Raw genomic sequence first — 23,719 nt, forward strand, 5'->3', positions numbered from 1 at the left:
CATGACCTTCCTCCAGGGCGCCAAGCGGGTCGCCAACCGTCCATTGCAGACTCTGGACAACCTCGGTGACCAGATGTCCTTCTACGGCCGCGCGTTGCTGTGGACGCCGAGGACGCTTCGCCGCTACATGAAAGAAGTTCTGCGGTTGCTGGCCGAGGTGAGCTTCGGTTCCGGCTCGCTCGCCGTCATCGGCGGCACGGTCGGCGTGATGGTCGGCCTGACCCTGTTCACCGGTGTCCTCGTCGGTCTTCAGGGTTACTCGGCGCTGAACTCGATCGGCACGTCGGCCTTCACCGGCTTCCTGACCGCGTTCTTCAACACCCGGGAGATCGCCCCGCTGGTCGCCGGGCTCGCGCTTTCGGCGACCGTCGGCGCCGGGTTCACCGCCCAGCTGGGCGCGATGCGGATCTCAGAGGAGATCGACGCGCTCGAGGTCATGGGCGTGCCCAGCCTGCCGTACCTGGTGACCACGCGGATCATCGCCGGGTTCGTCGCGGTCATCCCGCTGTACGTCATCGGCCTGCTGAGTTCGTATCTCGCGTCCCGGTTGGTCGTTATCTACATCTACAACCAGTCAGCGGGTACCTACGACCATTACTTCGACCTGTTCCTACCACCACAGGATGTGTTGTATTCGTTCATCAAGGTGCTGTTGTTCAGCGTCTTGATCATCCTGTCGCATTGTTATTTCGGTTACCGGGCCTCCGGTGGCCCCGCCGGTGTCGGCGTGGCCGTCGGTAAGGCGGTCCGGCTGAGCATCGTCACGGTGTCCATCATGAACTTCTTCATCGGTTTCGCGATCTGGGGAACCGACGTCACGGTGAGGATCGCAGGATGATCGCGACAATCCGGCGCAGGCTGCTCGGCCTGCTTCTGGTCGCCGTGCTCATCGGCGGGGTGGCGCTGAGCATCGCGCTGTACCAACGGGCGTTCACGCCCGTCGTCAGCGTGAAGCTCCAGTCGGGCAACATCGGGAACCAGTTGCTGAAGCAGTCCGACGTGAAGGTCCGCGGGCTCATCGTCGGCTCGGTCAAGGAGATCACCGCGACCCCGGACGGCGCCGAACTCACGCTCGCGCTGAATCCGGAGTCGGCGAAACTGATCCCCCAGAACGTTTCGGCGCGATTCCTGCCGAAGACGTTGTTCGGTGAGCGTTTCGTTTCCCTCGAAATCCCGGACGTGCCTTCGGAGAAGACGATCGCCGAGGGCGACGTGATCACCCAGGACCGCACTTCCGGCGCTGTCGAGCTGGAGCAGGCGTTCGCCCATCTGATGCCGGTCTTGCAGGCCGTGCAGCCGCAGAAGCTGTCGAGCACGCTTTCGGCGATCTCGACCGCGCTCAACGGCCGCGGCGACCAGCTCGGCGACACGCTCGCGCAGCTCGGCACCTACGTCGGGGAACTGAACCCGCACGAGCCCAAGCTCCAGCAGAACCTCAAGGAACTCGCGAAGTTCTCGGACAACCTCAACGCCGTGGCCCCGGACCTGGTGCAAACCTTGGACAACCTGAGCACCACCACCCGCACCGTGGTGGACCAGAAGATGAACCTGGCGAACCTCTACGGCAGTGTCACCCAGGCTTCGGTCGACCTCCAGACCTTCCTGCGGAACAACGCCGACAACCTGATCCGGCTCGCCGACACCGCCCGTCCGACGGCGGAGCTGCTGGCGAAGTACTCGCCGTCGTACCCGTGCGTGATCGGGCAGATGGCGGACAACCTGCCGAAGATCGACAAGGCGCTCGGCAAGGGCACCGACCGGCCCGGTCTGCACGCGACCATCGAGGTCACCGTCAACCGCGGGCCGTACCTGCCCGGCAAGGACGAGCCGCGGTTCGAGGACAAACGCGGCCCGCGCTGCTACGACCTGAAGCAGTTCCCGGACCCGTTCCCGCAGTACCCGCCGGACGGCCCGATCAAGGACGGCAGCACGGTCAAGCCGCCGGCGCGCTCGGCGAACGACGGCCTTTCGCCTTCGAACGGTTTCGCGAACGTCGGCGGTTACAACGGCGGGGGAGCGCCCGGCGGTAGCCCGTCGTACAGCGCGTCCGAATCGGACTTCCTCGCGCAGCTGGTCGCCCCGCAGGTCGGCATGGCCGCCTCGGACGTGCCCGGCTGGGGCTCGCTGCTCGTCGGTCCGCTCTATCGCGGGGCGGAGGTGCACGTCAAATGAGGGGTCTGCTCGCACCGCTGATCAAACTCGGCGCCTTCATCGTCGTCACCGTGCTGTTCACGACGATCCTCGGGATCAGCATCGCCAACGTGAACACCACCAGCACCAACGCCTACAAGGCACGGTTCAGCGACGCGACCCTCGTGCTGCCCAACGACGACGTCCGCATCGCCGGCGTCCGGGTCGGACAGGTCAAGGAGGTCCGCATCGTCGACCGGCGCCAGGCCGAGATCGAGTTCGAAGTGGACGCCGGCCGCAAGCTGCCCGCCGGGGTGACCGCGCAGATCAAGTTCCGGAACCTGGTCGGCCAGCGCTACCTCTCGCTCGGGCAGGGCACCGACAGCTCCGGCAAGACGCTGGAGCCGGGCGGGAACATCCCGCTGGAGCGGACCACGCCCGCGCTCGACCTGACGCAGTTGTTCAACGGGTTCAAGCCGCTGTTCACCGCGCTCAACCCGGACGACATCAACAAGCTGTCCTACGAGGTCATCCAGGTCCTGCAGGGCGAGGGCGGCACGGTCGAAAGCCTGTTGAAGCACACCGCGTCGCTGGCCACCACGATCGCCGACAAGGACAAGGTGATCGGCGAGGTCATCGACAACCTGAACTCGGTGCTCGACACGGTCAACGCGCACACGCCGCAGCTCAACGACCTGATCGTCAAGCTGCAGCAGCTGGTCTCCGGGCTGGCCGCGGACCGCGAGCCGATCGGCGACGCCATCGAATCGCTCGGCACCCTCGCCCAGACGACCTCGGGTCTGCTCGGTGAGGCCCGCGAGCCGCTGAAGCAGGACATCGCCGCGCTCGGCACGCTGTCGAAGAACCTCAACGACAGCCAGCCGATCGTCGAGCATTTCATCCAGTTCCTGCCGCAGAAGGTGACGGCGCTGACCCGCACCGCCGACTATGGCTCCTGGTTCAACTTCTTCGCCTGTGAGATGACGGGAGCCGTCGCCCTGCCTCCGCTGATCAACGAGCCGATCAACCTGCCGCTGCTGCCGGTGAACCGGGCGAGGTGCACGGCATGAAGTCGTTCCAGAAACGCAATCCGATCCCGATCGCGCTGGTCGGCATCTCGGTGCTGCTGCTCGGTTTCATCGCCGCGCTCAACTCCGACGACCTGCCGGTCATCGGCGGCGGCACGACGTACTCCGCCGACTTCAGCGAGGCTTCGGGCCTGCAGGAGGACAACGACGTCCGCGTCGCCGGCGTGAAGGTCGGCAAGGTCTCCGAGATCAAGCTCGACGGTGACAAGGTCCGGATCTCGTTCAAGGTCAAGGACGCCTGGCTTGGCGACAAGACCAGCGCCGCCATCAAGATCAAGACCGTGCTCGGCCAGAAGTACCTGGCGCTCGACCCGCAGGGACAGCGGACGCTCGACCCGAGCGCGACGATCCCGCGTGAGCGCACGATGTCGCCGTTCGACGTCCTCGACGCCTTCCGCGGGCTTTCGCAGACCGTCGACGACATCGACACGACGCAGCTGGCGAAGAGCTTCGACGTGATCTCGGAGACCTTCGCGGACACACCGGCCGACGTGAAGGGCGCGCTGACCGGCCTCTCCCGGCTTTCGGACACGATCGCCAAGCGCGACTCGCAGCTGTCGAGCCTGCTCGCGAACACGCGGCAGGTCTCACAGACGCTCGTCGACCGCGACGCCGAGTTCCAGAAGCTCCTGGCCGACGGCAACAAGCTGCTCGGCGAGGTGGCCAAGCGCAAGGACGCGATCTCCGCACTGCTGGACGGCTCGCGCAACCTCGCCACCCAGCTCAAGGGCCTGGTCGACGACAACGACGCGCAGCTCGACCCGGTGCTCACCCAGCTCGACCAGCTGACCTCGATGCTCCAGCGCAACCAGGACGCCCTCGGCCAGGGCATCGCGCGGTTCGCGCCGTTCATCCGGGTGTTCACGAACACGATCGGCAACGGCCGCTGGTTCGACAACTACATCTGCGGGCTGGTCCTGCCGTCGTTCGGCCCGATCAACGAGAAGGGGTGCTACGACAAATGAGTACCCGTCTCGGAGCCGGCCTCGCGCGCGGCTTCACCATCGCGATCGTGCTCGCGCTGGTCGTCGCCGGCGCGCTGTGGTGGACGCTCAAGGACGCGGGCCGCAATCACGTGACAGCGTATTTCGCCGGCACCGTCGGCCTCTACGAAGGCAACAGTGTCCGGATGCTCGGCGTCGACATGGGCACGGTCACGAAGATCCAGCCGATGGGCAACCAGGTCCGCGTCGAACTCGAGTACGACCGTTCGGTGCCCGTGCCCGCCGACGCGAAGGCGATCATCGTGTCGCCGTCGCTGGTCAGCGACCGCTACGTGCAGCTCGCCCCGGCGTACAAGGGCGGCCCGCGGATCGCCGACGGCGCCGTCATCGGGCTCGACCGCACCGAGGTCCCGCTGGAGGTCGACGAGCTCGCCGCCAGCCTTTCCCGGGTCAGCCAGTCGCTCGGGCCCAACGGCGCCAACAAGAACGGGTCGCTGTCGAACCTGCTCGACACCGCCGCGAAGAACTTCGACGGCAACGGGCAGGCGCTGCACGACACGATCACGAAGCTCGGCCAGGCCGCGGGCACGTTGTCCGGCAACAAGGACGACCTGTTCAAGACCGTCGAGAACCTCGGCTCCTTCTCGCAGACGCTGGTGAACAGCGACAAGCAGGTCCGCGACTTCGAGCGGCAGCTCGCCGACGTCAGCGGCTTCCTCGCGGGGGAGCGGGAGAACCTTTCGGCCACGGTGAAGCAGCTGTCCGACACGCTCACCGCGGTGCAGGCGTTCATCGAGAAGAACCGCGACCGGCTCAAGTCCAATGTGGACAAGCTGGCCAGTGTGACCAAGGTGCTCGTGGACCAGCGCGGCGCGCTCGCCGAGATCCTCGACGTCGCCCCGGTCGGCCTCGGGAACCTGGTCAACACCTACAACGCCTCGTCCGGCACGCTCGACGCGCGCGCCAACCTCAACGAGCTCACCCAGCCGCCGCTGGTGATGGTGTGCAACCTGCTCAAGCAGACCCCGGAGGCGCTCGACGCACTGGGCGACGCGTGCAAGGGGGTCGCCGGACTGGTCGACGGGCTGGTGCCGCTGCCGTCGATCGCGCAGGTGATCCAGTCGTCGCAGGCGGGCCAGCTGCCGCCGCTGCCGCTCCCGATCGCGGGTCAGCTCTACGGAACGGCGGCCAAGTGATGAAGAAGATCGCTCTTATCGCCTCCGGGACGGTCGCGGCGCTGACCTTGAGCGGCTGCGGCTTCAACGGGATCTACGACGTCCCGCTGCCCGGTGGTGCCGAACTCGGCGACCATCCGTACACGGTCAAGGTGCAGTTCCGGGACGTCCTCGACCTGACCCCGCAGGCCGGGGTGAAGGTCAACGAGGTCGCCATCGGCCGCGTCGAAGCGATCGGGCTGACCCCGGACGGCTGGAACGCCGAAGTCACCCTCCGGGTCAACGGCGACGTGAAGCTGCCGGCGAACGCCCTCGCCAACGTCAAGCAGTCGAGCCTCCTCGGTGAGAAGTACGTCGAGCTGGCGGCGCCGGCCGACGGACAGGGCAAGCTCGCCGACAACGCGGTGATCCCGCTGGCCCGCACGAACCGCAGCGTCGAGGTCGAAGAACTGCTCGGCGCGCTTTCGCTGCTGCTCAACGGCGGCGGGGTGGAACAGCTCAACACCATCACCAAGGAGCTCAACAACGCCACCCACGGCCGCTCGCCGGAGCTCAAGGCGTTGCTGAACAACACCAACGAGCTGGTCACGAACCTGGACAAGCAGTCCGCGAACATCACGCGGGCGCTCGACGGGCTGAACCGGCTCTCGCTCACCCTGAACGGCCAGAAGGACAAGCTGGTCGGCGCGGTCGACAACCTCGGCCCCGGGCTCGGCGTGCTGGAGCAGCAGCGTGGTCAGCTGGTGACGATGCTGAACGCGCTCAACCACCTCTCCGGTGTCGCCGTCGACACGGTGAACAAGAGCAAGGAAGACCTCGTCGCCGACCTCAAGGCACTGCAGCCGACGCTGCAGAAGCTCGGCGAGGCGGGCTCGGATCTGCCGAAGGCGCTGGAGATCCTGCTGACCTTCCCGTTCAGCGACGCCGCCTACGACGGCGTCAAGGGCGACTACTTCAACCTGTTCGCGAAGATCGACCTGAACCTGAACGAGATCCTCAAGAACCTCGGCCGCAGCCGCGAGAACCCGCTCAAGGACGCCATCCCGGTGCCGGGTCTGACCGGGGGCACCGAGGGGCCGGGCGCGAACCCGCCGCTGCCGATCCCGGACAGTGTCGGCGGGGTCGCCGGCAGCCAGGCGAGCGCGCCGCAGGGCGGCGGGCAGCCGCAACAGACCGGACCCGCCGGTATCTTCGGCGTGCTGTCGGGAGGTGCCGGCTGATGCTGGTCCGTAGGACGAAGATCCAGCTGGTCGCGTTCGCGATCATCTCCGTGGTCGCCATCGTGTACGCGCTGATCCGGTTCGCCGGGCTCGGCCAGGTCTTCGGCGACGAGGGCTACACGGTGAAACTGCAGCTCAAGCAGTCGGGCGGCATCTTCCAGAACGCCGAGGTCACGTACCGGGGCTTCAACATCGGCCGCGTCGGCGAGCTGCGCCTGACCAAGACCGGGCTGGAGGCCGACCTCAACATCTCGCCGGACGCCCCGCAGGTGCCCGCCGATCTCGACGCCGTCGTCGCGAACCGGTCGGCGGTCGGCGAGCAGTTCGTCGACCTGAAGCCCAAGAGCGAGAAGGGGCCGTTCCTGAACTCGGGTTCGGTCATCCCGGCCGACAGGGTCAAGACGCCCGTGCCCACCGAGCAGCTCATCGGCGACCTAGACAGCCTCGCGGCCTCGGTGCCGACCGACTCGCTGCGCAAGGTCGTCGACGAGTCGTACAACGCCTTCAACGGCACCGGCCCGGACCTGCAGCGGCTGCTCGACACCGCGCGGAGCTTCACCGCGACCGCGCAGGAGTATCTGCCGCAGACCGTCCAGCTGCTGGAAAAGGGCGGGCAGGTCCTCGAAACGCAGAACGACATGGCGAGCTCGATGAAGTCGTTCAGCGCGGACCTCAACAAGCTCTCCGGCACGCTGAAGAACTCCGACGCCGATATCCGGAAGCTGATCGGGATCACCCCGCAGGTGGCGAACCAGATCAGCTCGGTGCTCGCCGAATCCGGGCCGGGGCTGGGCGCGCTGACGGCGAACCTGCTCACGACGTCGAACCTGCTGGTGACCCGGCTCGACGGGCTCGAACAGGGCCTGGTGACGTATCCGATGCTCGCGGCCGGCGCCAACACCGTCGCCAACGACGGCACCGCGCACCTGGGTCTCGCGCTCAACCTGTTCAACCCGCCGTCGTGCACCAAGGGCTACATGGGCCTGGACAAATACCGCGAAGGCACCGACACGACGCCTCGCGCACCGAAGGACGACGCGTACTGCGCCGAGCCGAAGGGCAGCCCGATCAACGTGCGCGGTGCGCAGAACGCGCCGTACAACGGGGTCCCGCAGATCCCGTCGGAAGGCGATGTCGCGGCGAACGCCGGCCGCTCGGCCGAGGAACTGGCCAGCCTGCGCGCGGCACAGGGCATGCCGAGCGTCCTGCAGAGCCCCGGGGTCAGCCTGCCCACCCTCGGCACGCTGCTGGGCCTGCCCGGCTGACGCCGAGACCGTATATCTAACCTGGAGTGTCATGAGTTCTTCCCGATCGCGGACCCTGGTCCTCGGGGCGGCGGCGTTCGCGCTCGCCGCCTTCGTCGCCGCGGCGATCTTCGGTGTCATGTGGGCCGTGGCCGCGTCCGACGACAACGCCGACCTGGCACGCTCGCGGGACGAGGTGGCCAAGGCGGGCGGCACCGCGATCAAGGCGTACACCGAGGTCGACTTCGAGAAACTCGACGAGTTCTTCGCCAAGCAGAAGGCCGTCTCCGACGACAAGATGAGCCAGCAGCTGGCCCAGCTGGAGCCGACGTACCGCAAGGCGCTCGGCGACGCGAAGACCAAGGTCGTGACCACCATCCAGGACATCGCGGTCGAGGAACTCGACGACCACGAGGGCAAGGCGAGCTTCCTCGCCGCCATCTCCACCCAGGTCACCCAGGGCGACAAGGCGAGCTCGAAGGCGTTGCGCCTGGAGGTCTCGATGACCCGGGTGGGCGATGAGTGGAAGCTGTCCGGGATCGACAACGTGCCCCTCGTCGCGGCCGGTCAGTAAGAGCGTCACCTAGAACGGAGCCACGTAGTGCCCCCCTCCCGTCGCCAGCCCCCTCGCAGCACTCCGCCGGTGCGCCGCCCCCGGGTGGCCGGCCTGCGACGGCCCGGTGCGTCTCCTGCTCCCGCTTCTCCGGAAGCCGCTGCCACAGAGGTCTCGAAGGTCTCCGAGGTCTCGGAGGTCTCGAAGGTCGCCGAAACGCCGGCGCCGGTCCGCCGGCCGTCGCCGCGGCCTGCTCCGCGTCCTGCGCCTGAACCGGAGCCTGAGGCTGAGGCTGAGGCTGAGGCCGTTGAGGTTGCTGAGGTCGCTGAGCCTGAGGTGGCCGCCGTCGAGGCTCCTGAAGAGCCCTCGGTCGCCGAAGAGCCCGTCGAGAAGCCGAGCCCGCGTGCGAAGGCCCGTGCGGCCGCCGAAGAAAGGCCGGACGACCTGGAAGAGGCCGAAGCCGAGGTCGCTTCCGACGAGTCTGACTCTTCGGAGCCCGAGAAGAAGCCGGGCTCCCGGCAGCTGATCCTGGCGGGCGCGCTGGTCGTCGTCGGACTGCTGCTGGCCGCGACCGCGGTGCTGTTCAAGATCCAGGCCGACGAGGTGTCCAGCTCGACGAACAACACCGCGCTGCTGGACGTCGCGAAGACCGCGCAGGTCAAGGACCAGGTCGCGAAGGCGACCGAGGCGCTGTTCTCGTACGACTACAACAACATCGCGAAGACCGAGTCCGCGGCGGCCGATCTGCTGGTCAACGACGAGGTGCGGGCGAAGTACAACCTGCTGATGGGCGAGGTCAAGCGGCTGGCCCCGCAGCAGAAGATGGTCGTGACGTGCAAGGTCACCCGCAGCGCCGTCATCCGGCTGGAAGGTGACCGGGCCGACGTGATGGTGTTCGTCGACCAGAGCTCGACGCGGGCCGACACGAACAAGACGACCGCCGGGAGCGCGCAGCTGCACTTGAACGCGGAGCTGCAGGGCGACAAGTGGAAGATCACGGCGATGAACACCTACGCCGCTCCGCCCAACCCGGCCGCTTCCTCGGCTCCCGCCTCACCCCCCGCTTCCCCGGCCCCCTCGAAGTGACCCACCCCCGGATCGCGTTTAGCCCGCTAAACGCGATCCGGTCCGCGACGTGCGCCCTCTCGCGGCTTTCCGGCACTCCCGCCCCCGACCTGCGTTTAGCGGGCTAATCGTGACGCGTCCGCGCGCCGCTCGACCGGAGCTTGAAACTCGCCGTGCGCGCCTTCTTGGCCATCTTCCGGTCCGGATGGCTCGCGCCGACGACGCTCAGGAGTTCGAGCCGGTCCGGATGGCCGGAGGACGTCAGCAGGTCCACGACGTCGAAGCCGTCGTCCATGTCGGCGAGCTGATGGACGAACGCGCCGAGCGCGTTCATCGCCGCGTAGTGGTCGGCCATCCCGAGGGTGACCTCATCGCGAGTGATCGTTTCCCGGTCGACCGCGCCACGTTCGGACAGCCACATCGCGGCGGCCGCGCCGGCCAGACCGCCTTCGGCTCGGATTCCCGCAGCGGTCTCGAGGCCGATCTCCCCGGTTTCCCCGAGCGCGATCAAGGCAAACAGTCGTTCTTCGGGAAGCCGTGCCGTGCGGAGGAACTCACTCGCCTCTGCTGCCGCGTCGGAGGGCGACCGGTGCCGGGTCCAGGCCTTCAGCTCCGCGTCGATGATCTCCGGCGCGGACTCGGCGAGGCGTGGGCTCAGCTCGCCGAGACTCTTCTCCGCCGCCTCACCGATGACCGGTGCGTCCATTCCGGCCTCGCGGAGCGCCCTGTTGATCGCCCAGACGGCGATCGGGGTGAGGCTGAGGACGTAAGGGGAGGGATCGTGTTTCCCGGCGATCTCGGCGATCAGCGCGAGCCCGGCCGGGTCCGCGGTGCGCTTCTCGAGCGCGCCGAGCCGTTCCAACAGGTCCAGCGCGACGCTGGTCGCGTACCGCGTCGATTCGTCCGGCGCCTGCCCGAGCTCGATGGCTTCGAAAAGGAGCTCGACCGGCACAGCGACCTGACCCGACCGGTAGAGCGTGAGTGTGATCGTGGCGACCAGTCCGAAGGGCAGAGGCTCGGCCTCGCCGATCGTCGAATACAGCCGCTCCCAGAGCCGGAGAGCGTCATCGGCGAGCGTCGCGTTCTCCTCGACGGGCACGTGCTCGCCGTCGACGACGCGGACCAGCCCGGACACCTCCGCCCACCGGGCGATCAGCGGATCGCCGGCGTCCGACCCGGCGACGTAGCCGCGGACCTCGTCGAGGAGGGGGCTCCGCTCCGCGGCCTTCCGCAGCTCGGCTTCCGGCCGTAAGAGGACCGGGGGCATCTCGGAACCGGCGTCCTGCTCCCACGTTTCGCTCACGCCCCCAGTCTGGCAGCGTCCGCCCGGCGCGCGTCGCGATTAGCCCGCTAAACGCAGGTGCGCCGCCCTGCCTGTGCGCCGCACCAGAAGGCCCACCGGTCACAACGGTCACACGGGCCGAGTTCGTCCGAAGCGCCCCGCCGCGAGCCTGGCCCGACCCGGTGACCGTCCGGGAAGCCCCGCCGGCCGGATCGCGATTAGCCCGCTAAACGCAGGTCGGCGCGCCGGGGCCGTCACCTGCGGGTACCGGGCGGTAACCAGGATGATCGTCCTGTGAAGCGGCCCGCGCGGGGCTACTTCCACGCTGCGCCAACCGGCGGGACCACCGCGCGGCATCTTGACTCAGAGCCCCTGTGGGGTCACGCTTACTGGCAACGGTGAGAACCGGCGGTGCCCTTGCGGGAGGGACGGTCCGGGGAGGCCGAGGAGAGGCATACCTGAAGACGTTGCGATGCAGGCTGGGCCCCATCGGGAGCGCCCCCTGGACAGACCGCGACGTTCGGGCTAGACTGCTTCTTTGCGCTGCCCTCTTTCAGGCTGCCCGGAGCCGGTAGTTAGGATAGTGGGCACACGGCACCCTTGACAGATCGCATCAGCTGTTGCTGACGCGGCTGCTCACCGCTCATTGTCCCCGGAAGGACGCATCTTGGCAGTCTCTCCCGCGAACCAGGCCACTGCTGCGACCACCTCGGCTGTATCTCGCTCGGAGTCCACGGGAATCCCGGGAGCCCCCAAGCGGGTCTCCTTCGCAAAGATTCGCGAGCCGCTCAGCACCCCGAACCTGCTCGACGTGCAGATCAGGTCCTTTGAATGGTTCACCGGCGACGAGGCGTGGTTCGAACGCCGCGTCGAAGAAGGTGAAGAAAACCCGGTCGGTGGCCTGGAAGAGGTCCTCAACGAGATCTCGCCGATCGAAGACTTCTCCGGATCCATGTCGCTGTCCTTCTCCGACCCGCGCTTCGACGAGGTCAAGGCCTCCGTCGAGGAGTGCAAGGACAAGGACATGACGTACGCGGCCCCGCTGTTCGTGACCGCCGAGTTCGTGAACAACAACACCGGCGAGATCAAGAGCCAGACGGTCTTCATGGGCGACTTCCCGGTGATGACCGACAAGGGCACCTTCGTCATCAACGGCACCGAGCGTGTCGTCGTGTCCCAGCTGGTCCGTTCGCCGGGTGTGTACTTCGACACCAGCGTCGACAAGACCACCGACAAGGACGTCTTCAACGTCCGCGTCATCCCGAGCCGGGGTGCCTGGCTGGAGTTCGACGTCGACAAGCGCGACACCGTCGGCGTCCGCATCGACCGCAAGCGCCGCCAGCCGGTCACCGTGCTGCTGAAGGCGCTCGGCTGGACCACCGAGGCGATCCGCGAGCGTTTCTCCTTCTCCGAGACGCTGCTCGCCACCCTCGAGAAGGACCACACCGCCGGCACCGACGAGGCGCTCCTCGACATCTACCGCAAGCTGCGTCCGGGCGAGCCCCCCACGAAGGAGAGCGCGCAGACGCTGCTGGAGAACCTGTTCTTCAAGCCGAAGCGCTACGACCTGGCCAAGGTCGGCCGGTACAAGCTGAACAAGAAGCTCGGCCTGACCACGCCGTACGACACCGGGACGCTGACCGAAGAGGACATCGTCTCGACGATCGAGTACCTGGTCCGCCTGCACGCGGGCGAGGACAAGGCGACCGTCGGCGACCAGGTCATCCCGGTCGAGACCGACGACATCGACCACTTCGGCAACCGTCGTCTCCGCACCGTCGGCGAGCTCATCCAGAACCAGATCCGCGTGGGTCTGTCCCGGATGGAGCGCGTCGTCCGCGAGCGGATGACCACCCAGGACGTCGAGGCGATCACGCCGCAGACCCTGATCAACATCCGTCCCGTCGTGGCGGCGATCAAGGAGTTCTTCGGTACTTCGCAGCTGTCGCAGTTCATGGACCAGAACAACCCGCTGTCGGGGCTGACGCACAAGCGTCGTCTGTCCGCCCTCGGCCCGGGTGGTCTGTCGCGTGAGCGCGCCGGCATGGAGGTCCGTGACGTCCACCCGTCGCACTACGGCCGCATGTGCCCGATCGAGACGCCGGAAGGCCCGAACATCGGCCTGATCGGTTCGCTCTGCTCGTACGCGCGGGTCAACCCGTTCGGTTTCATCGAGACCCCGTACCGCAAGGTCGTCGAGGGCCGCGTCACCGACCAGGTCGACTACCTCACCGCGGACGAGGAAGACCGCTACGTGAAGGCGCAGGCGAACGCGCCGATCTCGGAAGACGGTACCTTCGTCGAAGACCGCGTCCTGGTCCGTAAGAAGGGCGGCGAGGTCGAGCTGATCGACCCGCTGGACGTGGACTACATGGACGTCTCGCCGCGGCAGATGGTCTCGGTCGCGACGGCGATGATCCCGTTCCTCGAGCACGACGACGCGAACCGCGCGCTCATGGGCGCGAACATGCAGCGTCAGGCCGTTCCGCTGCTGCGCAACTCGGCCCCGCTGGTCGGCACCGGCGTGGAGCTGCGTGCCGCGGTGGACGCCGGTGACGTGCTCGTCGCCGAGCAGGCCGGTGTGGTCGAGGAGCTCTCGGCCGACCTGATCACGATCATGCACGACGACGGCACGCGGAAGAGCTACGGACTGTACAAGTTCCGTCGCTCGAACCACGGCACCTGCTTCAACCACCGCCCGATCGTCAACGAGGGCGACCGGGTCGAGCAGGGTCAGGTCATCGCCGACGGCCCGTCCACCGAGAACGGTGAGATGGCGCTCGGCAAGAACCTGCTCGTCGCGGTCATGCCGTGGGAGGGCCACAACTACGAGGACGCGATCATCCTCTCCGAGCGCCTGGTGCAGGACGACGTGCTCACGTCGATCCACATCGAGGAGCACGAGATCGACGCCCGCGACACCAAGCTGGGCGCCGAGGAGATCACCCGGGACATCCCGAACGTCTCCGAGGAGGTCCTCGCCGACCTCGACGAGCGCGGCATCATCCGCATCGGTGCCGAGGTCCGCGACGGCGACATCCTGGTCGGCAAGGTCACGCCCAAGGGTGAGACCGAGCTGACCCCGGAGGAGCGCCTGCTCCGCGCGATCTTCGGCGAGAAGGCCCGCGAGGTCCGCGACACCTCGCTGAAGGTGCCGCACGGCGAGACCGGCAAGGTCATTGGCATCCGCGTGTTCTCCCGCGAGGACGACGACGAGCTGCCCCCGGGCGTCAACGAACTGGTCCGCGTCTACGTGGCCCAGAAGCGGAAGATCCAGCCGGGCGACAAGCTCGCCGGCCGCCACGGGAACAAGGGTGTCATCGGCAAGATCCTCCCCGCCGAGGACATGCCGTTCATGGAGGACGGCACGCCCGTCGACATCATCCTGAACACCCACGGTGTCCCGCGTCGTATGAACATCGGCCAGGTCCTGGAGCTTCACCTGGGCTGGCTGGCGTCGCAGGGGTGGAAGATCGAGGGCAACCCGGAGTGGGCGAAGAACCTCAACGAGGAGCTCTACGACGTCGACCCCGGCACGAACACCGCCACCCCGGTGTTCGACGGCGCGAAGGAAGAGGAGCTCACCGGGCTGCTCGGCGCGACCAAGCCGAACCGCGACGGCGAGCGCATGGTCAAGCAGAACGGCAAGGCCACGCTGCTGGACGGCCGCTCCGGCGAGCCGTTCCCGTACCCGGTCTCCGTCGGCTACATGTACATCCTGAAGCTGCACCACCTGGTCGACGACAAGATCCACGCCCGGTCCACCGGTCCGTACTCGATGATCACGCAGCAGCCGCTGGGTGGTAAGGCGCAGTTCGGTGGCCAGCGGTTCGGCGAGATGGAGTGCTGGGCGATGCAGGCGTACGGCGCCGCATACACCCTGCAGGAGCTCCTGACGATCAAGTCGGACGACGTGGTCGGCCGCGTCAAGGTGTACGAGGCCATCGTCAAGGGGGAGAACATCCCCGAGCCGGGTATCCCCGAGTCGTTCAAGGTGCTCCTGAAGGAGCTCCAGTCGCTCTGCCTCAACGTCGAGGTGCTGTCCAGCGACGGCGCCGCGATCGAGATGCGCGACTCCGACGACGAGGACCTCGAGCGTGCCGCGGCCAACCTCGGCATCAACCTGTCCCGCAACGAGTCGCCCTCGGTGGACGACGTCGTGCACTGACCCGCGATGAGGCGGGAGCCTGCCTCCCGTGGGCTCCTGCCTCCGCTCGCCAACTCCTCTAGTCGCATCAACCCCAAGGGGATGTAAAGACGTGCTGGACGTCAACTTCTTCGATGAGCTCCGCATCGGCCTCGCCACCGCCGACGACATTCGTCAGTGGTCCTTCGGCGAGGTGAAGAAGCCGGAGACCATCAACTACCGGACGCTCAAGCCCGAGAAGGACGGCCTCTTCTGCGAGAAGATCTTCGGCCCGACCCGGGACTGGGAGTGCTACTGCGGTAAGTACAAGCGGGTCCGCTTCAAGGGCATCATCTGCGAGCGCTGTGGCGTCGAGGTCACCCGCGCCAAGGTGCGTCGTGAGCGGATGGGCCACATCGAGCTGGCCGCTCCCGTCACCCACATCTGGTACTTCAAGGGTGTTCCCTCCCGCCTGGGCTACCTGCTCGACCTGGCGCCGAAGGACCTCGAGAAGATCATCTACTTCGCGGCCTACGTGATCACCGGTGTGAACACCGAGCTGCGGCACAACGACCTCCCGACCCTCGAGAACGAGATCGGTGTCGAGCGCAAGAACCTCGAGACCAAGCGTGACGCGGACATCGAGGCACGGGCGCAGAAGCTGGAAGCCGACCTGGCCGAGCTGGAGGCGGAGGGCGCCAAGTCCGACGTCCGCCGCAAGGTCAAGGAAGGCGGCGAGCGCGAGATGCGTCAGCTGCGTGACCGCGCCGGTCGCGAGCTGGACCGTCTCGAGGAGGTCTGGACGACCTTCACCAAGCTCGACACCCGCCAGCTGATCGCCGACGAGCTGCTCTACCGCGAGCTCGTCGACCGCTACGGCGAGTACTTCACCGGCGGCATGGGCGCGGAGGCCATCCAGAAGCTGGCCACCGAGTTCGACGTCGCCGCGGAGGCCGAGAGCCTGCGCGACACCATCCGCAACGGCAAGGGGCAGAAGAAGCTCCGCGCGCTGAAGCGGCTCAAGGTCGTCGCGGCCTTCCAGGCCACCGGCAACGACCCGCGCGGCATGGTGCTCGACGCCGTCCCGGTGATCCCGCCGGACCTGCGCCCGATGGTCCAGCTCGACGGTGGCCGGTTCGCCACCTCCGACCTGAACGACCTCTACCGCCGGGTCATCAACCGGAACAACCGGTTGAAGCGGCTGATCGACCTCGGCGCGCCCGAGATCATCGTCAACAACGAGAAGCGGATGCTGCAGGAGGCCGTCGACGCGCTGTTCGACAACGGCCGCCGCGGCCGCCCGGTCACCGGTCCCGGTAACCGTCCGCTGAAGTCGCTGTCCGACCTGCTCAAGGGTAAGCAGGGCCGGTTCCGTCAGAACCTGCTCGGCAAGCGTGTCGACTACTCCGGCCGTTCGGTCATCATCGTCGGTCCGCAGCTGAAGCTGCACCAGTGCGGTCTGCCGAAGGACATGGCGCTCGAGCTGTTCAAGCCGTTCGTCATGAAGCGGCTGGTCGACCTGAACCACGCGCAGAACATCAAGTCCGCCAAGCGGATGGTGGAGCGGTCGCGGCCGCAGGTGTGGGACGTGCTCGAAGAGGTCATCACCGGCCACCCGGTGATGCTGAACCGTGCGCCGACCCTGCACCGCCTCGGTATCCAGGCCTTCGAGCCGCAGCTGGTCGAAGGCAAGGCCATCCAGCTGCACCCGCTGGTCTGTGAGGCGTTCAACGCGGACTTCGACGGTGACCAGATGGCCGTGCACCTCCCGCTGTCCGCGGAGGCGCAGGCCGAGGCCCGCATCCTGATGCTGTCGGCGAACAACATCCTTTCGCCGGCGTCGGGCCGTCCGCTCGCCATGCCGCGTCTGGACATGGTGACGGGTCTGTTCCACCTGACCCGCCTGACCGAGACCGCCGAGGGCGCGGGCAACGCGTACTCGTCGCCCGCCGAGGCGATCATGGCGTTCGACCGCAAGGCGCTGAGCCTGCACGCCCCGGTCAAGATCCGCATCACCGACCGTCAGCCCGCCAAGGCCGACGAAGCGGCGCTCGCGGAAAAGGGCTGGGAGCCGGGCAAGGCGTGGCTGGCCGAGACGACCCTTGGCCGCGTGCTGTTCAACGAGCTGCTGCCGGCGGACTACCCGTTCATCAACGAGCCGATGCCGAAGAAGCGTCAGGCCGCGATCGTGAACGACCTCGCCGAGCGCTACTCGATGACCCAGGTCGCGCAGACCCTGGACCGCCTGAAGGACGCCGGTTTCTACTGGGCGACCCGTTCGGGCGTCACGGTCGCGATCTCCGACGTGCTCGTCCCGACCGGCAAGAAGGCCATTCTGGACGAGTACGAAGGCAAGGCCGACCAGGTCGAGAAGCGGTACCAGCGTGGTCAGCTGTCGCACGCCGAGCGCAACAACGAGCTCGTCAAGGTGTGGACGCAGGCCACCGAAGAGGTCCACAAGATCATGGAGACGGCGCTGCCGGACGACAACCCGATCGCGATGATCGTGAAGTCGGGCGCGGCGGGCAACATGACGCAGGTCCGGTCGCTGGCCGGTATGCGTGGTCTGGTGTCGAACCCGAAGGGTGAGTACATCCCGCGTCCGATCAAGGCCAACTTCCGTGAAGGCCTGTCGGTGGCGGAGTACTTCATCGCGACGCACGGTGCCCGTAAGGGTCTGGCGGACACGGCGCTCCGTACCGCCGACTCGGGTTACCTGACCCGTCGTCTGGTGGACGTGTCGCAGGACGTCATCGTCCGCGAGATCGACTGTGGCACCACCCGCGGTATCAACATGCCGATCGGCGAGGACATCGGCGACGGCAAGGTCCTGCGCGACCAGCACGTCGAGACCAGCGTGTACGCACGGAACCTGGCGACCGACGCGGTCGACGCCAAGGGCAACGTCGTGCTCAACGCCGGTGACGACATCGGTGACCCGGCGATCGACAAGCTCATCTCGAGCGGGATCTCCAAGGTCAAGGTGCGTTCGGTGCTGACCTGCGAGTCGGCCGTCGGTATCTGCGCCACCTGCTACGGCCGGTCCATGGCGACCGGTCAGCTCGTCGACGTCGGCGAGGCCGTGGGTATCGTCGCGGCCCAGTCGATCGGTGAGCCGGGTACGCAGCTGACGATGCGTACGTTCCACCAGGGTGGTGTCGCCGGTGACGACATCACGACCGGTCTGCCCCGTGTCCAGGAGCTGTTCGAGGCCCGGGTCCCGAAGGGCAAGGCGCCGATCGCCGACGTCGATGGCCGCGTGCGCATCGAGGAGAGCGAGCGGTTCTGGAAGATCACGCTGATCCCGGACGACGGCAGCGAAGAGATCGTCTTCGACAAGCTGTCCAAGCGTCAGCGGCTCGCGAACACCCCGAACGGCCCGCTGGGCGACGGTGACCGTGTCGCGGTCGGCCAGCAGCTGCTCGAAGGCACGCCGGACCCGCACGAGGTCCTGCGGGTCATGGGGCCGCGCGAGGCGCAGATGCACCTGGTGGACGAGGTCCAGAAGGTGTACCGGGCGCAGGGTGTGTCGATCCACGACAAGCACATCGAGGTCATCGTGCGGCAGATGCTGCGCCGCGTGACGATCATCGACTCCGGTGCCACGGACTTCCTGCCGGGCGAGCTGCCCGAGCGGACCAAGTTCGAGGCGAAGAACCGCGCGTCGGTCGCCGAAGGCGGCGAGCCGGCCTCGGGTCGCCCGGTGCTGATGGGGATCACGAAGGCCTCGCTGACCACGGACTCGTGGCTGTCGGCGGCCTCGTTCCAGGAGACCACGCGTGTCCTGACCGACGCGGCCATCAACGGCCGCTCGGACAAGCTCGTGGGCCTCAAGGAGAACGTGATCATCGGTAAGCTGATCCCGGCCGGTACCGGGATCAACAAGTACCGCAACATCCAGGTGCAGCCGACCGAGGAGGCGCGGGTCGCCGCTTACGCGATCCCGTCCTACGACGACGGCTACTACACCCCGGACGTCTTCGGCTCCACGCCGGGCGCCGCGGTGCCGCTGGACGACTACGACTTCGGCCGCGACTTCCGCTGACCGAAGCGAAATCCACGAGAAGGGCCCCCGCCGATCCGGCGGGGGCCCTTCCCGTTTCCCGGAATGTTCCAATTCGGCTCCCTTCACCCGAAACGGGTACGCACCCTCCTCAGCGCTCGCTAAATTGATCGGGTTCCACGCGGCTCGGGGGCTGTGCGCATTCCATTTGGGTTATCTGGGGAGACTCTGCGTGAGCAAAAGACCTGGCGCGAGATCCATCGCGCGTACTGCGGGGATCTATCTTGCGACGATCACCGCCGGCGCGGCACTGACCGGTGTGTTCACCGCGCCCGCCGTGGCGGATCCGGAGCCTTCGGCCCCGACCTCAAGTGTGCCGACGACGTCCGAAGCACCGAGTAGTGCTCCGGCCCCGACGTCGAGCGCGCCGCCGGTCGAGACCCCTTCGTCCGCAGCGCCGAAGCCACAGGCCGCGAGCGACAAGCTCGAAGCTTCGGTCACGTTCGAAAAGTCGTCTTACCGGACCGACGAAGACGTTCGATTCACCTTCAAGGTCAAGAACGTCAGCGGAACTCGCGTGACCGGCCTTCAGCTGAACTATTTCTTCGGCGAACCGGGCGCCCTTTCGATCCCCTATGAGCCTGGCTGGCGGGAACTGGGTCGCTCGCCGGGGGTGAGCCTCGAGCCGGCGGGAGCCATCGAGATACCCGTCACCGGACAGGTGGCGGACCTCGACAGTGACGTCGTGAACGTTCGTGGCTTCCTTTACGACGATTCTTCGTTGAGCATCGGCCAGTTCAAAGCCAGCGTCCCCGTCACGAAGGTCGTCGGAGGCGCGGAGGGGGTCGTGTTCGGCGACAAGAACGGCAACGGCAAGCTCGACGACGGCGAGCAGCTCGCCGGTATCCCGCTCACCTTGCGCCACACCCCTGGCACCAAGGAGTACAAGGCCACCAGCGACGCCGACGGGAAGATCGACTTCGGCGACGTCGCGGCCGCCCGGTATCTCCTCGGCGGCGGCGAGGCGATCAAGGGTTGGCTCTTCCCGACCAGGGTCGTCCAGGTCGGCGCGGACACCACGAACCTGCCCATCCGCGGGGTGCAGCCGTTGAACGGCGCCCTCAAAGCATCGGTGTCCTTCACCAAGGACACGTACAAGGCAGGCGAGCTCGCCCACCTCACCGTCACGCTGTCGAACTCCGGATCCATCCCGCTCTCCGGCATCGTGGCGGGGTGCAATCGCGTCGGAACGGACTTCGGCCTGAGGGGTAACGGTCCCGGTTGGGGAGAGCTCGCCTACTTCGCGGGCGGGGTGACGATCGCTCCCGGCGAGACCAGCACCTTCGACGTGTCCGAAAAGGTCCCGGACGCCGCACTTAACCATGGCCGTGTCGCGGTGGCTTGTGACTTCGGCTATGCCGAAGTCGACATCGAACGCAACCCGTCCGCGATCGACGAAGCGGCGGTGCCGGGTGGGATGGCCACCCTCGCGGGACAGGTCGCCGACGACTCCGATCCGAGTAAGCCGGGGCCGGGGATCGCCGGCGTCAAGCTCATCCTCTCTTCCGACGGCGACTGTCCGACCATCGTCGAGACCACGACCGACGCGGACGGGAACTTCAAGATCGAGAATGTGGTGCCGGGGCCGAAGTACCGCCTGTTCTTCGCGCCGCCGAAGGGCTGGCGGATCAAGAACGAGAACCCGACCTCGATCTACGTCGTCGGTCCGCCGGACAACCCCGCCCGGCTGCACGTCGGAGCGGAGAAGGGCGAGGAACCGCCGGTCACCATGCCTACCCGGCGTCCTGGCTGTGACGCGTCTGGAACCACTACGCCAGCACCCGGTGCGCCGGGTCAGCAAGGTTCCGGCGGCGGAACGGGCCTGGCCAGCACCGGTGCCGACGTCCTGGGCCTCGGTGCCCTCGCCCTGGCGGCTTTGGCCCTCGGCGGGGGTCTGGTCTTCACCTCGCGCCGCCGTCGCCAGGCCGACTGACCTGCGTTTAGCCCCCTAATCGCGATCCGGCGGGAAGGGGCGCAGGTGAGGGGGCAGGTGATGGGGAGCCGAAGTCGGTGTCGGGGAATGCGCCCCCAGTGAGGTTCCGGACCCGGCCTCCGCGAGCGTGCCCTTGAGCAGCTGCCGGTTCGCCCGGGCCTCGCCGGTGATTCTCGGGTCGTCGGTGTGCGAGAGCGTGACGAAGCATTACCCAATGCCCGTGTTCGGGAACCGGTCCGGCGGGATGACGGCTCACCTGGCCGATCCGGGCGCCATGATCGTCAGGCCCACCGTGCTCCTGAGGCTGTGGCCGGACTCCTCCGCGATGTACCCGTCATGTTCGGAGAAGAACTCCACCTTCATCTTCTCGTCCGCGGGGTCCTTGGCCCGCCGGACGAAGTGGTCGACGGCAGGCTGCGGCCGGTAGCAGTCGAACACCTTGAGCATGTAGCTCGCCGCTGGGCCGGCCAAGGTACGGCGACGCCGGACGCTCGTCTGTATCACAGCCCGGGTGGGCAGCAGAGTTCCCGGGAAAGTGTAACGAAACCATAACGGCCACCGCGCTGCCGGATGCGGGTTACTGGTCCGTTGTGACCTGCCGTAGCGCCGCCAAGTGGCCTAATTCCCAATGCTCGGAAAACCGCCACCCGTTCGGCCCAATGGCCCATCCGCATCGTGGGAAATTCACCCTGCCGTGGCACGTCTCATTCTTTGATCACGAGATTGACACTCCGGTGGGTTCACACGAGTATTTCGCCCATGCAATCCCCAGTCGCCTTGGTGTGGCGCCGGCACGTTGACTTGCGGCAGCAAGCCAGCGCGCTGTGTATGGATTCCTGACCCTTTCCGGGCTTACTCGATCAGCGTATTCGCAACGGCTGCGACGTTTCCTCGTGCGCTGACGCTTTCCGCTGTGCCGCAACGGTTCTCCGCTGGAACCGGCGGTTGATTGCTTTCCCTTTGATTCGTGCCGGTGACGCCTGCGCGGAAAGGGGAGAGGTGTGCCAATTGTCTGGCGCTTCGGTAGCGAAAACAGGGAGAAAGAATGCTATCCAACTCGCCCAAGTGGCGAAAAGTGGTGATCGGCGCCTTGGCGGCGGCGCTCGCCGTGGGCACGGTGACCTACACCGGCTCCGCGACGAGCGCCTACGCCGACGTCCAGGTCGTCAAGGACGCGAAGAAGGCGGCCGACGGCAAGGAGTACTGGGTCCAGAACCACCTGGTGTCCAGGGACGTCGCGGCGTCCCGGAGCGCGGACGGCAAGCGCAAGAAGTGGCTGCTGGTCTGGGCCGGTGACGAGAACATCGCCGACACCCTGGTCAAGGACGTCAAGAATCTGCCGGGTTCGCTCGGCGGCGGCCTGAACAAGATCAAGAACGCGTTGCCCGGTCCGGACTTCCTCGCCGTGATCGACGCGACGCAGGGTTCGCCGACTTACGGCAAGGTCGTCAACACCGCCACCGTCGGGCCGCTCGTCGAGAACGAGCCACACCACATGCAATACGTGTGGCACAAGGGAGACACGATCTACGCCGGCGCGCTGTTCGCCGCCGCGACGTACGCCTTCGACGTCTCCGCGTTGCCGCAACTGAAGCTCAAGGGCGTCAGCCTCCCGACGCAGACCCTCGGCGGCTCCGTGCCGGACGCGTACTGGGTGCTCAAGGACGGCACCGCCTACGGCACCTACATGGGCGGCCCGGTCGTGCCCGGCCCGCACACCTACGCCAACGGTTCGACCGTGGTGGGCAACGGTTTCGCGGGCAGCCCCGGCGAGGTCGTCCGCTTCGACCAGAACGCGCAGGTGCTTTCGGAGTCACCGGCGGCAACGCCGCAGGGTGACAACAAGAAGCTGTGCGACAACCTCCCGCAGCTAAACAAGCCGACCTGTGCCAACCCGCACGGCATCCAGGCCCGCGAGGACCTCAACACGCTGGTCACCAGTGACTACGCCGAGCCGCGCAACATCATCCTCGACCCGGTGAAGCAGCCATCGCCGTATCTGCGGCGGCCGACCGTCCGCACGTGGGACATCTCCGACCGCAACAAGCCGAAGCTCAAGGCGGTCTCGTACCTGCCGGACGGTCCTCGCGCCGATCCCGCGGACCCGCTGCACGCGGAAAGCCGCGCGGTCATGGAGACCACGGTGACCAACCTGCCCGGCCACAAGGGCGCGTTCGCCCAGACCATGCAGGGCGGCGCGGTGTTCTACACACCGGACATCACGGCCAAGGAACCGCACTGGATCCAGGTGTTCGACGACGGCGCCGCCAACAAGGCGATCCACCCGAACAACGACTCCAACGGTGGTGGCTCCAACGGCGGCTGGATCCAGACCAGCCCCGACGACAAGTATCTCTACCGCGCGATCACCGGACGCTCCAAGGGCGCGCTCGGCCCGGACGACCCCGGCACCACCGGCGGCGTGTACGTCCTCGACATCCAGAAGCTGGTCGCCGCCGGCGACAAGGTCGAGAACATCAAGGGCCGCATCGACACGAAGGAGAAATCCCAGCAGGGCGGCGGCGGCGACCTGCCGACCGTCGTCGGCGCGGCGCCGATCAATCCGGGTACACCCGGCGGTGGCCCGCACTGGGGCGCGTACGACAACTTCGTGCTCGGTGACGACGGGTATTACCACGAAACCGACAAACCGCAGCACCTCGCGGTGTCGAACTACTTCGTCGCCCGGTCCGGTTTGGACGGTGACCACAAGGTCAACCTGCTGAACCTCGGCGAGGACGGGAAGGTCGCGGTCGACCAGAACTTCCGGGACGAGTTCACCGGACAGGTCGGGATCAACTTCAACCGGAAGACCTGGCCGCACGGGTCCTTCGGCAACGCCAAGCCGCACTCCGAACTGTTCGTCGTGGCGGACGCGGATCTCAAGTAACCCTGC

The 23,719-nt window shown here is 67.1% G+C and carries 15 protein-coding genes; 13 read left to right on the forward strand and 2 right to left on the reverse strand.

From position 1 onward, the window contains the following. Position 1 precedes the first annotated feature (1 nt). The 9 genes from ACZ1DY_RS03800 to ACZ1DY_RS03840 all read left to right on the forward strand — a co-directional run bounded on the left by ACZ1DY_RS03800 (position 2) and on the right by ACZ1DY_RS03840 (position 9,440). On the forward strand, positions 2–838 hold the full coding sequence (locus ACZ1DY_RS03800) for an MlaE family ABC transporter permease (protein WP_016331063.1): 837 nt from the start codon (positions 2–4) through the stop codon (positions 836–838). Further along, on the forward strand, positions 835–2,172 hold the full coding sequence (locus ACZ1DY_RS03805) for an MCE family protein (RefSeq protein WP_126733328.1): 1,338 nt from the start codon (positions 835–837) through the stop codon (positions 2,170–2,172). Before ACZ1DY_RS03800 ends, ACZ1DY_RS03805 begins: the two co-directional genes overlap by 4 nt. Further along, positions 2,169–3,200, forward strand: a complete 1,032-nt coding sequence (locus ACZ1DY_RS03810) for an MCE family protein (RefSeq protein WP_126733329.1) — start codon at positions 2,169–2,171, stop codon at positions 3,198–3,200. The genes ACZ1DY_RS03805 and ACZ1DY_RS03810 overlap by 4 nt, the downstream gene beginning before the upstream one ends. Beyond that, entirely contained in the window at positions 3,197–4,183 is a 987-nt protein-coding gene (locus tag ACZ1DY_RS03815; RefSeq protein WP_257489279.1) for an MCE family protein, read from the forward strand. Before ACZ1DY_RS03810 ends, ACZ1DY_RS03815 begins: the two co-directional genes overlap by 4 nt. Continuing rightward, positions 4,180–5,358 carry an MCE family protein gene (locus tag ACZ1DY_RS03820; protein WP_257489278.1) on the forward strand — a complete coding sequence of 393 codons (1,179 nt, stop codon included), beginning with the start codon at positions 4,180–4,182 and terminating at the stop codon, positions 5,356–5,358. The genes ACZ1DY_RS03815 and ACZ1DY_RS03820 overlap by 4 nt, the downstream gene beginning before the upstream one ends. Then, the gene (locus ACZ1DY_RS03825) at positions 5,358–6,557 is read left to right on the forward strand and encodes an MCE family protein (RefSeq protein WP_465483624.1); all 1,200 of its coding nucleotides are present in this window, start codon (positions 5,358–5,360) and stop codon (positions 6,555–6,557) included. The genes ACZ1DY_RS03820 and ACZ1DY_RS03825 overlap by 1 nt, the downstream gene beginning before the upstream one ends. Next, entirely contained in the window at positions 6,557–7,822 is a 1,266-nt protein-coding gene (locus tag ACZ1DY_RS03830) for an MCE family protein (protein WP_257489276.1), read from the forward strand. The genes ACZ1DY_RS03825 and ACZ1DY_RS03830 overlap by 1 nt, the downstream gene beginning before the upstream one ends. A 31-nt stretch (positions 7,823–7,853) precedes the next feature. Further along, positions 7,854–8,375: a hypothetical protein gene (locus ACZ1DY_RS03835; RefSeq protein WP_126733334.1), complete on the forward strand. Its 522-nt coding sequence runs from the start codon at positions 7,854–7,856 to the stop codon at positions 8,373–8,375. Positions 8,376–8,459: 84 nt separating this feature from the next. Further along, positions 8,460–9,440 (forward strand): hypothetical protein, encoded by a 981-nt coding sequence (locus tag ACZ1DY_RS03840; protein WP_465485818.1) that lies wholly within the window; start codon positions 8,460–8,462, stop codon positions 9,438–9,440. A gap of 103 nt (positions 9,441–9,543) precedes the next feature. Here the strand turns inward: ACZ1DY_RS03840 and ACZ1DY_RS03845 are convergent, their stop codons facing one another. Beyond that, positions 9,544–10,722, reverse strand: a complete 1,179-nt coding sequence (locus ACZ1DY_RS03845; protein ID WP_465483625.1) for a hypothetical protein — start codon at positions 10,720–10,722, stop codon at positions 9,544–9,546. A 646-nt stretch (positions 10,723–11,368) separates the two neighbouring features. Here ACZ1DY_RS03845 and rpoB point away from each other — a divergent pair. The 3 genes from rpoB (at position 11,369) to ACZ1DY_RS03860 (ending at position 20,823) form a co-directional block, all read left to right on the forward strand. Continuing rightward, on the forward strand, positions 11,369–14,869 hold the full coding sequence (rpoB, locus tag ACZ1DY_RS03850; RefSeq protein ID WP_126733336.1) for a DNA-directed RNA polymerase subunit beta: 3,501 nt from the start codon (positions 11,369–11,371) through the stop codon (positions 14,867–14,869). 91 nt (positions 14,870–14,960) lie between these two features. After that, positions 14,961–18,872 (forward strand): DNA-directed RNA polymerase subunit beta', encoded by a 3,912-nt coding sequence (locus ACZ1DY_RS03855; protein ID WP_257489273.1) that lies wholly within the window; start codon positions 14,961–14,963, stop codon positions 18,870–18,872. Between the two features lie 190 nt (positions 18,873–19,062). Continuing rightward, on the forward strand, positions 19,063–20,823 hold the full coding sequence (locus ACZ1DY_RS03860) for a hypothetical protein (RefSeq protein ID WP_465483626.1): 1,761 nt from the start codon (positions 19,063–19,065) through the stop codon (positions 20,821–20,823). Positions 20,824–21,075: 252 nt separating this feature from the next. Here ACZ1DY_RS03860 and ACZ1DY_RS03865 read toward each other — a convergent pair whose 3' ends face one another. Then, positions 21,076–21,270 carry a hypothetical protein gene (locus ACZ1DY_RS03865; RefSeq protein ID WP_465483627.1) on the reverse strand — a complete coding sequence of 65 codons (195 nt, stop codon included), beginning with the start codon at positions 21,268–21,270 and terminating at the stop codon, positions 21,076–21,078. Positions 21,271–21,868: 598 nt separating this feature from the next. Between ACZ1DY_RS03865 and ACZ1DY_RS03870 the strand changes: the two genes are divergently transcribed. Continuing rightward, a complete protein-coding gene (locus tag ACZ1DY_RS03870; protein ID WP_465483628.1) occupies positions 21,869–23,713 on the forward strand; it encodes a hypothetical protein in 1,845 nt (614 codons plus the stop codon). Positions 23,714–23,719: the final 6 nt, after the last annotated feature.

Source organism: Amycolatopsis sp. PSD-21 (assembly GCF_055561455.1).

What these genes read in the sequence shown, in the direction of transcription:
- ACZ1DY_RS03800 (WP_016331063.1), top strand. Translation starts at nt 2, where the DNA reads ATGACCTTCCTCCAGGGCGCCAAGCGGGTCGCCAACCGTCCATTGCAG.
- ACZ1DY_RS03805 (WP_126733328.1), top strand. Translation starts at nt 835, where the DNA reads ATGATCGCGACAATCCGGCGCAGGCTGCTCGGCCTGCTTCTGGTCGCC.
- ACZ1DY_RS03810 (WP_126733329.1), top strand. Translation starts at nt 2,169, where the DNA reads ATGAGGGGTCTGCTCGCACCGCTGATCAAACTCGGCGCCTTCATCGTC.
- ACZ1DY_RS03815 (WP_257489279.1), top strand. Translation starts at nt 3,197, where the DNA reads ATGAAGTCGTTCCAGAAACGCAATCCGATCCCGATCGCGCTGGTCGGC.
- ACZ1DY_RS03820 (WP_257489278.1), top strand. Translation starts at nt 4,180, where the DNA reads ATGAGTACCCGTCTCGGAGCCGGCCTCGCGCGCGGCTTCACCATCGCG.
- ACZ1DY_RS03825 (WP_465483624.1), top strand. Translation starts at nt 5,358, where the DNA reads ATGAAGAAGATCGCTCTTATCGCCTCCGGGACGGTCGCGGCGCTGACC.
- ACZ1DY_RS03830 (WP_257489276.1), top strand. Translation starts at nt 6,557, where the DNA reads ATGCTGGTCCGTAGGACGAAGATCCAGCTGGTCGCGTTCGCGATCATC.
- ACZ1DY_RS03835 (WP_126733334.1), top strand. Translation starts at nt 7,854, where the DNA reads ATGAGTTCTTCCCGATCGCGGACCCTGGTCCTCGGGGCGGCGGCGTTC.
- ACZ1DY_RS03865 (WP_465483627.1), bottom strand. Translation starts at nt 21,270, where the DNA reads ATGCTCAAGGTGTTCGACTGCTACCGGCCGCAGCCTGCCGTCGACCAC.
- ACZ1DY_RS03870 (WP_465483628.1), top strand. Translation starts at nt 21,869, where the DNA reads ATGCTATCCAACTCGCCCAAGTGGCGAAAAGTGGTGATCGGCGCCTTG.